The sequence below is a fragment of the Micromonospora phytophila genome, from assembly GCF_023656545.1.
Classification (GTDB): Bacteria; Actinomycetota; Actinomycetes; order Mycobacteriales; family Micromonosporaceae; genus Micromonospora; species Micromonospora phytophila.
This window is the reverse complement of record NZ_JAMOKF010000140.1, coordinates 1-12,548: the sequence shown is the minus strand read 5'-3', so window position 1 is coordinate 12,548 and position 12,548 is coordinate 1. Positions and strand designations below refer to the sequence as shown.

At 69.8% G+C, this 12,548-nt stretch carries 15 protein-coding genes and 2 pseudogenes; 7 read left to right on the top strand and 10 right to left on the bottom strand.

The window, feature by feature from the left end; translation table 11 throughout:
* Positions 1-10: 10 nt before the first annotated feature.
* Positions 11-322 carry a tyrosine-type recombinase/integrase gene (locus tag NCC78_RS17530; protein ID WP_250795685.1) on the bottom strand — a complete coding sequence of 104 codons (312 nt, stop codon included), beginning with the start codon at positions 320-322 and terminating at the stop codon, positions 11-13.
* 23 nt (positions 323-345) lie between these two features.
* Between NCC78_RS17530 and NCC78_RS17525 the strand changes: the two genes are divergently transcribed.
* Together NCC78_RS17525 and NCC78_RS17520 are read left to right on the top strand one after the other, a co-directional pair.
* The gene (locus NCC78_RS17525) at positions 346-495 is read left to right on the top strand and encodes a hypothetical protein (RefSeq protein WP_250795684.1); all 150 of its coding nucleotides are present in this window, start codon (positions 346-348) and stop codon (positions 493-495) included.
* Positions 485-745: an EamA family transporter gene (locus NCC78_RS17520; RefSeq protein WP_250795683.1), complete on the top strand. Its 261-nt coding sequence runs from the start codon at positions 485-487 to the stop codon at positions 743-745. The genes NCC78_RS17525 and NCC78_RS17520 overlap by 11 nt, the downstream gene beginning before the upstream one ends.
* Positions 746-886: 141 nt before the next feature.
* Here the strand turns inward: NCC78_RS17520 and NCC78_RS17515 are convergent.
* From NCC78_RS17515 to NCC78_RS17495, 5 genes and pseudogenes are all read right to left on the bottom strand, one after another.
* Positions 887-1,219 (bottom strand): annotated as a pseudogene (locus NCC78_RS17515) (NUDIX domain-containing protein); the annotation flags it as partial.
* Between the two features lie 120 nt (positions 1,220-1,339).
* Entirely contained in the window at positions 1,340-1,801 is a 462-nt protein-coding gene (locus NCC78_RS17510) for a hypothetical protein (RefSeq protein WP_250795682.1), read from the bottom strand.
* Positions 1,802-2,587: 786 nt separating this feature from the next.
* A complete protein-coding gene (locus NCC78_RS17505) occupies positions 2,588-2,755 on the bottom strand; it encodes a hypothetical protein (RefSeq protein WP_250795680.1) in 168 nt (55 codons plus the stop codon).
* A 492-nt stretch (positions 2,756-3,247) separates the two neighbouring features.
* A complete protein-coding gene (locus NCC78_RS17500; protein WP_250795679.1) occupies positions 3,248-3,496 on the bottom strand; it encodes a hypothetical protein in 249 nt (82 codons plus the stop codon).
* A gap of 191 nt (positions 3,497-3,687) precedes the next feature.
* Positions 3,688-3,810, bottom strand: coding sequence for a GntR family transcriptional regulator (locus NCC78_RS17495; RefSeq protein ID WP_250795678.1), 123 nt, complete (start codon positions 3,808-3,810; stop codon positions 3,688-3,690).
* Between the two features lie 112 nt (positions 3,811-3,922).
* Here NCC78_RS17495 and NCC78_RS17490 point away from each other — a divergent pair, with 112 nt between their 5' ends.
* Positions 3,923-4,957 (top strand): NAD-dependent epimerase/dehydratase family protein, encoded by a 1,035-nt coding sequence (locus NCC78_RS17490; RefSeq protein WP_250795676.1) that lies wholly within the window; start codon positions 3,923-3,925, stop codon positions 4,955-4,957.
* Here NCC78_RS17490 and NCC78_RS17485 read toward each other — a convergent pair.
* Entirely contained in the window at positions 4,937-6,205 is a 1,269-nt protein-coding gene (locus NCC78_RS17485) for a hypothetical protein (protein ID WP_250795675.1), read from the bottom strand. The genes NCC78_RS17490 and NCC78_RS17485 overlap by 21 nt on opposite strands.
* Positions 6,206-6,355: 150 nt before the next feature.
* Between NCC78_RS17485 and NCC78_RS17480 the strand changes: the two genes are divergently transcribed.
* On the top strand, positions 6,356-6,886 hold the full coding sequence (locus tag NCC78_RS17480) for a hypothetical protein (RefSeq protein ID WP_250795674.1): 531 nt from the start codon (positions 6,356-6,358) through the stop codon (positions 6,884-6,886).
* A gap of 153 nt (positions 6,887-7,039) precedes the next feature.
* Here the strand turns inward: NCC78_RS17480 and NCC78_RS17475 are convergent, their stop codons facing one another.
* The 3 genes from NCC78_RS17475 to NCC78_RS17465 form a co-directional block, all read right to left on the bottom strand.
* Positions 7,040-7,951, bottom strand: a complete 912-nt coding sequence (locus NCC78_RS17475) for a class I SAM-dependent methyltransferase (protein WP_250795673.1) — start codon at positions 7,949-7,951, stop codon at positions 7,040-7,042.
* A 149-nt stretch (positions 7,952-8,100) separates the two neighbouring features.
* A complete protein-coding gene (locus NCC78_RS17470; protein WP_250795672.1) occupies positions 8,101-9,567 on the bottom strand; it encodes a glycosyltransferase family protein in 1,467 nt (488 codons plus the stop codon).
* A 287-nt stretch (positions 9,568-9,854) separates the two neighbouring features.
* Positions 9,855-10,283, bottom strand: coding sequence for a nuclear transport factor 2 family protein (locus NCC78_RS17465; protein WP_250795671.1), 429 nt, complete (start codon positions 10,281-10,283; stop codon positions 9,855-9,857).
* A 219-nt stretch (positions 10,284-10,502) separates the two neighbouring features.
* On the opposite strand from NCC78_RS17465, the gene NCC78_RS17460 reads away from it, so the two are divergent.
* From NCC78_RS17460 to NCC78_RS17450, 3 genes and pseudogenes are all read left to right on the top strand, one after another.
* Entirely contained in the window at positions 10,503-11,060 is a 558-nt protein-coding gene (locus tag NCC78_RS17460) for a DinB family protein (protein ID WP_250795670.1), read from the top strand.
* 162 nt (positions 11,061-11,222) lie between these two features.
* The gene (locus NCC78_RS17455; protein WP_250795668.1) at positions 11,223-12,116 is read left to right on the top strand and encodes a septum formation family protein; all 894 of its coding nucleotides are present in this window, start codon (positions 11,223-11,225) and stop codon (positions 12,114-12,116) included.
* A gap of 190 nt (positions 12,117-12,306) precedes the next feature.
* Positions 12,307-12,548, top strand: a pseudogene (locus tag NCC78_RS17450) (ATP-binding protein); the annotation flags it as partial.

Below are 12,548 nucleotides of genomic sequence, written 5' to 3'. Positions count from 1 at the left end.
TGCAGCCAAGTCAGCCGAAGAGGTACTTCGCGGCCTCGTCCACGGCGGCCCGCTCGATATCCGGCAGGACGTGGGCGTAGGAGTTCATCGTCAACCCGATCTGGCTGTGCCCGAGCACCTTCATCACGGTCCGGGGCGAGGCACCGGAGACGAGCAGGAACGTCGCGCAGGCGTGCCGCAGGTCGTGCAGCCGCAGCCAGTCGAGGCCGGCCGCCGCCCGGATCTTGTGCCAGGTCCGGTCGATGTGGTCCGGGTCCATCGGCGTACCGACCTTGGACGGGAAGACCAGGCCGTGATCCTGCCACCGCTCCCCCGCCGCCAACCGGTCCGCGGCTTGCTGAGGAAGTGAAGGGCCTCGCGATGCCGCCGGGCGTGCCCGTGATCGAAGTGCTACACACCAGCATCGACGGCGATGGACGAGCGTTCGAGGTGACGCGGTTCGTCATGCGAGCCGATGTGAACGGCTTGGACTACGAGATGCCCGTTGAAGACTGACCACCAGGGCGTCACCCGGGCGGGTATCGCCCGGGTGGCTGCTCTGGCGCTGCTCTGGGGTTCCAGCTTCCTATGGATCAAGCTCGCGCTGCGGGGCTTCAACCCGGTGCAGATCGTGTTCGCCCGGCTCTTGCTCGGCTTCGTGGTCCTGGCGCCCATCGCCCTGTCGCGTGGTCTGCGCTTCCCGAGAGAGCGATCTGTCTGGGTGCATCTCTTCGTCGCGGCCTTGGTCTCCAACATCCGACCGTAATGACGAGCAGCGACGAACCTCCGGACGATTCAGCGATGCGGCTGTCCGTGCTTCGTCACGACGAGGCAGCCGGTCAGGCTCAGGCAGACAACGAATCAATGCCGCCAAGTCGCCATGCACGAGGGGAAGGCCGCCCAGCTCGCTGGTCCCGACCCACGCGATGTCGTCATGCTCATCAGGTGCACGGTTGGTCGGAGAGCCGTCCCAGTCTCCGATCAGCCAGACGCCCACGTGAACAGCGTCCTCACCACTGCCAGCACGCAAGTCGCCCAACCATGAAGTGGACTCCGCCACAATGTGAACACCGAGTTCCTCGCGCATCTCACGCGCGAGGGCTTGTAGTTCCGACTCACCCGCTTCGACATGCCCCCCGGGCAGGTCCCAGAGATCTGGGTATGCCCGGCGGGTCGGGCTGCGGTGCACTAGCAGGACGGTGCCGTTCTCAACGAGTGCGCCTGTGACGACGACATGCATGACGGGACTAGAGAACAGGGATAGGACAGGCTCGCCACAGCCAAGGGGACGCGCAGGCGTCCGGATCTGCCGCGTCGCGCGCGACCACGCCAACTTTGCTGGTAGACGACATGCTCGCGGTCAGGTGCTATAGAGCCCGTCCCACGGCTCGGAGAACCCGAGACCGTCTGGGTACAACTCAACCCAGTCGCCCCGCTCGACATCGGATTCGTTGATCAGACCGAAGGTGACACCGTCGTAGAGCATGTGAAACGGCCGGATCGCGATGTCGGTGAACTGGCGGTCAGGCAGCTGATCGAGCAGTGCCGTTAGGCGGCGCTCAGCCTGCTCGCCGAGTTCGCCTCGCAAGGTCGGGGCGACGCCGATCAGCGAAATTTCGGATCGGCGGTGACGCCCGTCAGCGTCGAAGAGATGTAGGTAGGCATACCACCGGATGCGTTCCCGGCCCATGTCAGGCTCGTGATCGTCATCGCCACGGGCGCCATGCACCGCCGCGTAAAACTGGCCGTCGGCATACCGTCCGATCGTGTCTGTGCGATAGCCGGGTTCGCGCGCTATCGGGATGAGGTCTGGGGCCGGCATGCTGGCGAGGATAACGACCCGTGAGTGCACTCTTCCGGCCGCGATCCGATCGCTACGGGGCGTGGCGGCCCATCGCCGGCGGTTCGGCCATGCCGCGATGCGCGCCCCTGTCGCGGACCGTGAAGGCTTCCGCGGCGCCCTCTGAGGATCATGTCGGGCATCAGGCGGGACGTGAGCGTCAAGCATGTCCCGTGACAGGACACGACAGCTGATGTGCGACGTTGCCGAATTCCGCTCTATCAGATCAAGGCGGCCCCCAACCGGGCCGCGCCGGCCCGGCCCCGGCCTGCTGGCGACCTTCGGCCGGCATCGGTCGAGCCGGCCGGCCACGCGGGGCCTATCGTTCTGACGTGACGGATGCCGGGCTGGCCGCCAGAGAGCTGCGTGACTTGCTCGACCGCATCGCGCGCACCCATGGATGTTCTGTCCTGCCGCCGACAGGTGGTGCTGTCGCAGGCCGAGGGCACCGCATCCCGGACGACCTGCGGGAGCTCTACGAGCTGTGCGGCGGGGCCCCGAATCTGTCCGCACCGCCCGCAGTCCGCCGACGACGAGGACCAGGCCGTGACCATCCCCCGGGTGCCCGATCCTCTACGCCACCCGCCGTCTTTGGCACCTATGCGGGGGATGGAAGCAGCATGGCGACGAGCGGGCCATCCATGGGCCAGTAGCCACGGATCCGAGCGGTCACCAGCGGGCACCAGACGTTGGCCCACCCACCGTCGCAAGTAGGCGTTTTGGGCATCACGGCCAGTTGAGCACGCCTTCCAAGCTGACGCTCTGGGCTCAGATCCGACGCTCGCGTGAAACACGGGCCGCCACGTTCTCGATCCACTCCAGCGACCGGCGCTTGTCGGCGTCTTGGATCGCGTGTCGGACAGCTAGACGGATCACCCAGTAGAAGACAAGCAGGCTCAGAGCGTAGAGGAAAACGGCCGCGATCGAGGCTTCCATGATCGTGAACCATAGGTGTCGCCTGCTGGTGCCGCTACAGCCATTCGTACAGCCGAGACGACACCCGCAGGCCGACGCTGCCCGACAACGACGGACGGGCTGACCAGGGCTGCAACCGCTTGGCCAGCCATCCGCGATCTTCTTCTAATCCCAAGGCCGCAGGTTCGAATCCTGCCGGGCGCACCATCCTCACCGCAGGTCAGCGACTTCCCGCTTCCGGTCCGAACGATCACCACGGCCCCTGTACAGCCATGCGTGCAGCCAAGTCAGCCGAAGAGGTACTTCGCGGCCTCGTCCACGGCGGCCCGCTCGATATCCGGCAGGACGTGGGCGTAGGAGTTCATCGTCAACCCGATCTGGCTGTGCCCGAGCACCTTCATCACCGTTCGCGGCGACGCTCCTGAGACGAAGCTCTACTCGTCGTCGGGGAACTCCGTGGTGTGAGATCAAGGCGGCCCGCAAGCCGGCGGCGGACGGAAAGGCGAGGCGTGGTTAGCCGCCTGCGCCCGACCCCGGATCCCACAGCTGCACGGCATCACCGAGGAACTCGTGTACGTACCCGCAGTTCGTGCAGATCAGGCCAAGGGAGGACTTGTTGGCCCAGGCCAAATCGAGGAACTCCATAGCCCCGGTGTTCAGCTTGATGGTGCGGCTGGTGAAGAGGCCGCCCTGGCAGACCACGCAGCGAAAGATCTCGCCGTTGATCGTTACGACGCACGGCGAGCGCTTGGACAAGCCCATGCCCGGACCGTAGCAGGCACCCTAGGTGTCCTGAGCTTGCCGTCGATCATGATCGGCCTACTGCCCCGCTTGTTCGGCGCCACTGATCCTCCAGCCATGCCATGCAGCCACCTGCGCCGCTGATCTTCGACCTAAGCCGGCCCCCGGGACTCACCACGTCACCCGTCGTCAGCCCTGCGCGGGGGGCAGGTTCAGCGGCTACTGCTCGGCGACGAACGTTCCCGCGCGTGGATGGTGACGACCAAGCCCCGGTCGCGTAGCTCGCGCATGGCCATTCGCACGGTCCCTCGGGCTACGCCGTAGGTCTGCTGCAAGTGGAGTTCGCTCGGCAACGGCTGCCCGGGGCGCCGGATGCGTTAGTCGACAGCAGTTGGCCTGCGGCCCTCCGCCCACCGGCTGCCCGCCTGTGCTCAGCATGATGGGTCTATGCGCTTGCTGGTGCTCGGCGGAACCTGGTTCGTAGGTCACGCGATCGTCACAGCCGCAATCGACGCCGGCTGGGAGGTCACCACCTTCAACCGGGGCACCTCGAACCCCTTCCTGGAGGCCGTGCGAACTATCCGGGGGGACCGGACCCGCCCGGAAGACCTGGCTGGCCTTGCGACCGCCGGCCCCTGGGACGCCGTGGTCGACACCTCGGGATACGTGCCTAGCAACACCCTCGATGTGGCCCGTACGCTCGCGCCCGTCGCTGGCCGCTACGTCTTCATGTCGACGGTCAGCGTGTACCGGGACTGGCCGGTCAAACCGCTGAACGAGCGATCCGAGGTGCTCTACTGCCCGCCTGCCGCTGGCCCGAACTACGGCACCGACACGGAGGATGGACCGACCCGGTACGGCTACCAGAAGGCCGGTTGCGAGGCTGCGGCAGTCACCGCGTTCGGAGCGGACCGGACGACGATCCTGCGACCCGGCGTGGTGCTCGGCCCGCGTGAGTACGTCGGCCGCCTGCCCTGGTGGCTGCACCGCGTGGTTACTGCTGGGGAGGTGCTGGCACCAGGCGCCCCCGACCGGACGATCCAACCGGTCGACGTACGCGACCTGGCCACGTTCACGCTGCACACCATCACCGAACAGTCGTCCGGCGCGTTCAACGTCTGCGCCCCGGAGGGCAGCGCAAGCTTCGGCGGCCTGCTCGCGGACTGCGCCCACTCGACTCGGTCCGACGCCTCCTTCACGTGGGTGGCGGATGATTTCCTGCTCGGGCAGGGTGTCCGCCAGTGGTCCGAGCTACCGCTCTGGCGCACCTTCGACGGCGTGTGGCGCGTCGACACGGCTGCCGCGCAGGCCGCCGGCCTCCGTACCAGGCCGCTCGCCCTGACCGTGCGGGACACCTGGCGGTGGTTGGTCGGAAGCGGGGAGTTCAGCAGCCATGACCGCGCTGCCGAGGTCGGCATCAGTCGAGAGAAGGAAGCACAGGTGTTGGCCGCCTGGCGCCGCTCAGGCGAGCGGCCGAGCTGAGGTCTCCGACAGCCACACCGAGATGCGCTCGGCGAGCTGCCGCGCGTCGGCGTCGCCGCTCCACGGTGCCTCGTTTAGCAGCCGCTCAATCCGGGCCAGCCGGCCGGTCAGCGAGACGTTGCGCTTGTGCGGTGGCAGATCCAGAACGGTACGCAAGGCTTCGGCAGCGCCATCCTTGTCCCGCATGTAGAGGTGAGCGGCGGCAACGTCGATGCGCGTCCCGTTCATCTGCGAGTACGGCCGCCGCGCCTCCGGCAGCGTTTGATAGACGCGCAGCGCATCGCGACCGTACCTTGCGGCCTGCTCGCCGTTGCGGAGGTCGAGCCACGCTGCCGCGGCGCACGCTGCGGCGCGTGCGTCTCCGAATGCGAACTCCCCGCCGGTCGACGTCGCCAGTTCGTCGGGCTGGCCTTCTGCCGCTTCCCTGTCTCGCAGGGCCGCTTCCAGGACAGCAGCCACGGACTCGGAATCATCGAGCAGGGCATAGGAGCGAGAGACGATGTAGCGCAGCCTCAGCTTCGGCTCGCCGTCGGGGGCCGCGCGCATCGCTCGGGCGAAGTAGCTCAGGGCGGCATCCGGCTCGTTGCGCCAGTTCGCCAGCGTCATCTGCAGGCCGTATGTCCACGCCTTCAGCGACGCGTGGCCGGCAAGGTCCGCGTACTGGGTCGCCGCCCTGGCCAGCGCCGCCGACTCGTTCCAGTGCCCAAGGTCGAAGGCGGTGGATGCCACGAGCGACGTGCCCTGGCCGATGACCACGAACAGGTTGGCCAGGTCGCCCGGCCTGCGCGTCCGCTCAGCCAGCGCTCGCGCTTCGTCACGTAGCCGGCGAGCGCTTGAGAACGTGTCGAAGGCAGCCATTCCGCCGGACCGGGCCAGTAGCGCCATGTCCTGCTGCAACGCCTCGATCGAGTCGTGCGGAACCCCGATGCTCGACAGCAGCGAATCATCAGCGATTGCGTCAGCGGCGTCGCTCACGACATCACCGACAGCATCGCCGCTGCTGGCACTTCCCTGCCTTTCGGCAGCGTCGTCGAGGCTCTGGAGGAAGCGTGATCTCACCGCGTCCGAGAGTCGATCAAGTGCGGCGTTCAGCAGCTCTTGATTCGCGTTTCCGGGCACGCTCTCCGGCCGGCTGTGCCAGTACGCCACGGTCCTGACCGCAATGCCCAGCCACCCCGCGAACCTTTCGTTCGTCATGCCGGCAGCGGCTTGCAGCGCACAGGCGAGGCGTCCTGTCCACTGTTCCACTGTCGCCACCGTGGTCCCCCGCGCTTGCGTTGCATCGGATTGCCGCACCGTTGCACAAGCCTTGCATGGGCTCCCCGCCCGTCTTCGACTTCACTGAATTCCAGCGAGCCAGCTGACCGAGGGCCTTGATCGCCTGCAAGGAGGCGACCCGTGCGAACCCTACCCACCCTGCCCGCCTGTGGAGAACCGGCGACGGTCCGCATCGAGCTGTACACGGCGGACTCCCTGGACGCCTGCGCGTACACCTGCACCGCCCACACCATCCGCGCGACCGCCGTGATCGCTCGGGCTGGGTTGGGCGCCCACCCGGTCGGCATGACACCCGAAGTGGACCGGCCCTGCGGCTACCTGCACGTCTTCCCGACTGGCACCCTTGCCGACGCTCCGGCCGACCTGGCGCACCCGCGCTGGTGCGACCGGAACGACTGCCAGCGCCGGGGCCAGCACCGCTCCCGCGCCCGGCACGTGAACACCAACCGGCCCGAGGCGTTCATCCTTGACGTGGCCCTGGTGCAAGCCCTGCACCCGGCCGCCGAGCCGATGGTGCGCCTGACCAGCGTGGAGCGCAGCGCCACAGCCAGCCTGGTCCTGTCGATCGGGCAGGCGCGGGTGTTGCGATACCGGCTGGCCCACCTGCTCGACATAGCCAAGGCAACCCGCAACGGCGGACGCTGGACGTAGCCCGCGCGCCCGATCCACCCAGCAGAAGGGGCCGCCCACCTTCCCCGGTGGGCGGCCCCGAACGAGACCCGCTGTTGGTTACCGCCCGATGCGAACGACCACGCGGTCACCCGTGACCGGTCTGGCCGACGTACGGGTTGGTGCTGACGTTGTTCACTCCGCTGCCGTCCGGGCCGCGTAATGGTCGCGCCTCGACATCTGGCGGGGCCGGACAAGGTGCGTAGTGCCGAGATGAGTAGCACTGCCGAATCGGCCTCTTGAAGGAACAAGGCGGCCCGCAAGCGGGCCGCGCCGGCCCGGCCCCGGCCCGCTGGCGACCTCCGGCCGGCATCGGCCGGGCCGGCCGGCCGCACCAGAAACGCGCTGCCTAATCTGAGGATCGTGTGTGATCCTGCTGCCGTGGAAGTCTGGGATCACGACGGCAAGCTCTACGAAGTCAACTCGTACTACAGCCTGCCCGACGACGCTTGGCAGTACGAGCTGGTCGGACTGACCGGAGCACCGGGAGCCGGGCCGTACATCGTTACCCGGCCACTGCATGTCATGTCCCGGCGGCGTCCCGTCTGGAGACGGAACCTCGTCGCTGTCCAAGAACGGTGCCCGGGCCGCGTGCACAGCTTCCTCCACAGCCAGGTCGACCAGTCGGACTGGTCCACCGAACGAGGCGAACACGCCATCCGGCTCCAGCAGCGCGGCCACACGCGACCACCGACCCTCCGGTTTCGTCCAGTGCAGCGCCGCTGCCGCATAGAGCAGCCCGTAGCTCTCGCCCGGCCGCAAGTCCTCGAACGCGGCCTGCACGGTCCTGACGGTTGCTGGCACGTGCTTACGCAGCTCGGTGAGCATGACCCCGTCAGGCTCGGTCGCGGTGACCGTGACCCCGCGCTGAGCGAACAGACGGGTTGCTTTGCCTGTCCCGGCGCCGATCTCGAGGGCGGTCCGAACCGGCTGGCCCGCGTATGTCACCACCTGGTCGAACAGCTCCACGGGATACCCCGGCCGGAACCGTTCGTAAGCTTCCGCCACCGCTCCGAAGCTCAGCGCACGACCAGACATGCCGAGCATCCTGACACTATGGCGCCGTCATTGCTCCGTCGTTCCCGCGACCCGGCCGCCCGGTCATCGGCAGCGGGCGCCGGCGGCCGCGATCAGGAGGGTCGCCGGCAGCACGCCGGCCGCGGTCAACCCGCTCCCCCGCGCCCGGGGCGGTCCGGTCAGAAGAAGTTGTCCCAGAGCCCCTGGAGCAGCACGGCCTGCCCCACCGAGAGCGCGACCAGAGCCGCGACGATCGCGCCACCCCACCACCTGCCCAGGCGCCGGGTCCAGGCGTCGACCACCAGCCCCGCAGAGGCCGCCACCAGCGGGTAGAGGAACGCCCAGGTCCGCTCCACCTCGCCGGGGCGCAGCTTGGTCAGCTCGGGCGGCACGGCCGCCCAGACGACCATGATGGAGACCAGCACGAGCGGCAGCACCGGCCGCCCCGCGCCGGGCACCTTCAGGAAGAGCCCGGCGACGCCGAGCGCGGCCAACGGCAGGCCGGCGTAGATCAGCCAGGCCGCCGGGCTGGCCAGGATCCAGTACGCGTCGTAGGCCCGGGCGGCCCCGGGCGAGGACTGGTAGGCGGCGAAGACGTCGAAACCGAGCAGCAGCCAGGCCAGCGCCAGGACGAGCACGCCGCCGCCCGCTGCCCCGGCGAGCAGCCGCGCCCCGGTCCGCAGCCCGGTCTGGACCAGCACCGCAATGGTCGCCGCGAGGACGATGAAGGAGGTCGCGAAGGTCATCACCGTGCCCACTCCCAGCACCGCGCCGGCCGTGGCGGCGAGGGGCACCGAGCGCCGGTGGATGGCGAGCACGAAGAGCGCCGCGCTCATGGTCATCAGCGTCGCGAAGACGGTGTCGAGGTTGGTGTACGCCAGCATCAGCGGACCGGGCGCCGCCACGAAGAGCACCGCCCCGATCCGGCCGGCCCGCTCCCCGCCGAGGGTGCGGCCGATCAGCCAGGTCGCCACGGCGGCGGCGACCGCCAGCAGGGCGATGGCGGTGGCGATCCGCAGGCTGTGCGAGGCGCCGAAGACCCGGAACAGCAGGTAGAGGAAGACCAGCACCCCGGCCGGATGCGTCCGGGAGCTGTACGAGTGGAACTCGGCGTTCATTTCCGGGTGCCGCTCGACGAACTCCCGGAGCCCGAGTTCGTAGACGAAATGCAGGTCGGAGGTGTAGTACGGCGCCTCCGGGTCGGTCGAGACGCCCCGGGTCAGGTCCAGTGACTGGCCCCGCACCAGGGCGATGGTGGCCGCCGTGGCCACCCCGGAGACCACCACCAGACTCAGCGCGAGCCAACTCGGCACGCGCCGCCACGAGCTGATCACCCACCCCACCGCCGCCAGCACCACGCCGGCCGGGATCACGGTCAGCGCCAGCTCGTCCCAGTGCGGGAGCCAGATGCCGTAGATCGGCGGGCGGGCGAAGTAGCCGAACCCGATGGGCGGCCGGTTCGCGCTGTACCACCAGAAGCCGTAGAGGGCGGCGCCGACCAGCACGAGGGCCGCCAGGGGCCAGAAGCGCCAGCGGACCTCGATCGGCTGGGCCGCCCCGGTCACCGGCGGCTCGACGACGGTGGTGCCGGGTCCGGCGGACACGTCGCGGCTCCCGTCCACGCTGCTGCCGGTCCGTTCGCTCACGTCAGTTCTCCCCGCTCTGCCATCGACTCGCCGGTCGCGCTGGACAGCGCCACGCCGACCGTCGCAAGTAGACCATCTGACGCGACAGCGGCGTGGCTTCGAGTGGTGCTGGCACCGCCCTCGGCGGCCGACACGGTGCTGGCGTCAAGACGGACGGCATGACCAGCGGCACCATACCGGGATTCGGGGGTTGTCACGACCCACCTCGCGCCGTGTCCAGCAGCTGTCGTACCTGACCCGGCCAACGGCTCGCTTCGCGGCGTTTCGTCAGCGGCGGGCGCCGGTGATCATCCGGATGTCTGGGTGGTCGCCGGATCCATCCGCTCGACCCACTGGGCCCGCCAGGCCGGCGGCTCCCAGGGTTCCCCGAAGTAGATGCGCTCGCGGACGACCTTGCCGTCGCGGAACTCCATGATCCCGACGGCCATCATGGGCCGGCCGTCGTACCGGATGGTGTACTCGTTCACCCACAGCTCCCCGCAGCCGGTGGTCCGGTGCAGCTGGAACTCCTGCCGGCTGGGGTAGCTGGACCTGAAGGCGGTGATGTTGGCCTTGCCGCGGATGCGCTCGCCGCCCTGGGGCCACTCCAGCACCGCGTCGTCGGCGTAGATCTCGGAAGCGCGGGCGATGTCGTCGCCCGGCCCGCCGCCGGGTGCGCTGACGTTGGAGGCCTCGAAGTGGGCTTTGATCATTGCCCGTGCCTCGGTCTCGTCCATGCCTCAACCTTCCGTCCGAACGGAGGTCTGCGCGTTGGCCTGCGCATTCGGACGCTACCACCGGCCGGGAGCCGACCGGTGCCGTACGTCGCGGATGCCCTCAGGGCGGACCAGCCCGAGCCTGAGTCGGAGCCGGTGGCCGCGGTGGAGGCGCCGCCGGGGGCAGGGAGGCCGTTCGTCGACCGTGCCGGTGTCGGGGGTGGGGGGTAGCGTCCGGGCATGGACGTCGACTGGAACCACGAGCTGCTCGACCAGCTCGACCGGCACTGGCGCCACCAGGCCCGCCCCCGCCTCGACGGGCTGACCGACGCCGAATACCACTGGGAGCCGACCCCGGGCAGTTGGGGCGTCCGGCCGCGCGGGCGCAGCACCGCCCCGATGGCGGTCGGGCAGGGTGACCACCTGATCGACTTCGCGCTGCCGGAGCCCGAGCCCGCGCCGGTCACCACGATCGCCTGGCGGCTCGGCCACGTCATCGCGGCCGTCCTCGGTGCGCGCAACGCGTCCCACTTCGGCGGTCCGCCGATGACGTACGACTCCTTCGCGTACGCCGGCACCGCCGCGGCGGCGCTGCGGCAGCTCGACGAGGCGTATGCCGGCTGGGTCGACGGGGTGCGCGGCCTGGGCCGCGACGGCCTGGCACGGCCGTGCGGCCCGGCGGAGGGGCCGTACGCCGAGTTTCCGCTGGCGGCGCTGGTGCTGCACATCAACCGGGAGGCGATCCACCATCTGGCCGAGGTCGCGCTGCTGCGTGACCTTCACGCCCGGCTGGGGTGAGCCTCCGGGACGCGCGGGCCGGTGCCGTCGCGCGCGACGGCGCGACCAGAAGGCCCACCTGGTGTCCGACGAACCGGAACCCGGCTGCACCCCGCCCGCGCCGCTGCGTGGCACCGGTGCCATATGCTGCGCCGGTTGTCACGGGGGCACGGGGAGGGTGACATGCGACGCTGCCTTGGCGTCCTGCTGTCGGCTGCGCTGGTCGCGGCGGCGCTGACCGGCTGCGGCACGCCGCCCGGCACGGACGGCGACCTGACCGACGACTGGCGGCCGGTCGCCGAGCCCCGTCAGTTCGCGCCGCAGGCCGGCGAATGTCACGTGATCGGCGAGGCGACCGCCTACCTCACCAGCCACCAGCCCGTCGAGTGCGCGAAGACGCACCTGGTGGAGACGTTCCACATCGGCACGTTCACCGGTGACCTCGCGGCGCGTCCCATCCCACCGAAGGTCGGCACGGCGGCCATGCGGTCCGCCTTCGCGGAGTGTGACGCCGAGGCCAGGAAGTTCGTCGGCGGTGACTGGCGCGGCGCCCGACTGACGGTGCAGGTGGCCCCCACCTCGCCGGCCGGCTGGACGGGCGGCAGCCGCTGGTACCGCTGTGACCTGTTCGAACTCGACGCGGTCCGCGGCGCCAACGGCGACAACGACGCGGCCGTCGGTCGGTCGGGCAGCCTCCGGGGCGCGCTGAAGGGCTCCTCCCCGCTGGCCTTGCGCTGCGGGGAGGAGGACGACTGGGGCCACCTGCTGGCGGCGGATTGCACCAGGCCACACCGCTTCGAGTACGCCGGCATCTGGACCGCCCCGGACACGTCCTATGCGGACGCGCAGGAGAACGAGGACGGTGTGCACGCGAAGTGCCGCGCCGTCATCGCCCGGTACGCGAAGGTGCCGGTCGACGGCATGCTGCGCTACCGCACCGGCACCACGTACCGCTTCCCGTCCGAGCAGGCGTGGGCCCGCGGCGACCGGGGCGTGCGCTGCTGGTTCTGGTCCGGCGGGAAGAAGCTGACCCGCTCGATCGCCGGCGGCGGGACGAAGGCCCTGCCGGTCAACTGACCGACGACCGGCCGCCCGCCCGCGACACCGGATGACCGGGCCAGCCCGCACCTGCCGGCGGCGGCGTTGACGGATTGACGACGGGCCGGGCACTCAAGGTGACCGCCGGCCTGGTTGCGTGTTATTCTCCGGCGTCGATCTCCGCCCTGCGGACCCGGATCGGGTCGTTTCGCAAAGGACGCCTCTTCCGATGCCGGCCGTTCCCGCCCCGACCGCGCCACCGGCCGTGCTGGACACTCCAGCCGGCGGCGCGTTCAACCTCATCTTCACCACGCTGCCGGCGCTGCTCCGGCTGACCTGCGGCCTGGCCGGCGCGGTGGTCGCCCTGTCGGTGCGTACGCCGCCGGTCGAGCCGGTGCTGCTGCTGCCGGCCGTCGCGGCGCTCACCGCCCGGTCGGTCTGCTACGCGTTCCGCGCGCCGCCCCACGGGAT

Coding starts and splice junctions, on each gene's coding strand:
- NCC78_RS17510 (WP_250795682.1), bottom strand. CDS start 1,801: ATGCCGGCCCCAGACCTCATCCCGATAGCGCGCGAACCCGGCTATCGC.
- NCC78_RS17505 (WP_250795680.1), bottom strand. CDS start 2,755: ATGGAAGCCTCGATCGCGGCCGTTTTCCTCTACGCTCTGAGCCTGCTT.
- NCC78_RS17500 (WP_250795679.1), bottom strand. CDS start 3,496: ATGGGCTTGTCCAAGCGCTCGCCGTGCGTCGTAACGATCAACGGCGAG.
- NCC78_RS17490 (WP_250795676.1), top strand. CDS start 3,923: ATGCGCTTGCTGGTGCTCGGCGGAACCTGGTTCGTAGGTCACGCGATC.
- NCC78_RS17475 (WP_250795673.1), bottom strand. CDS start 7,951: ATGCTCGGCATGTCTGGTCGTGCGCTGAGCTTCGGAGCGGTGGCGGAA.
- NCC78_RS17465 (WP_250795671.1), bottom strand. CDS start 10,283: ATGGACGAGACCGAGGCACGGGCAATGATCAAAGCCCACTTCGAGGCC.
- NCC78_RS17460 (WP_250795670.1), top strand. CDS start 10,503: ATGGACGTCGACTGGAACCACGAGCTGCTCGACCAGCTCGACCGGCAC.
- NCC78_RS17455 (WP_250795668.1), top strand. CDS start 11,223: ATGCGACGCTGCCTTGGCGTCCTGCTGTCGGCTGCGCTGGTCGCGGCG.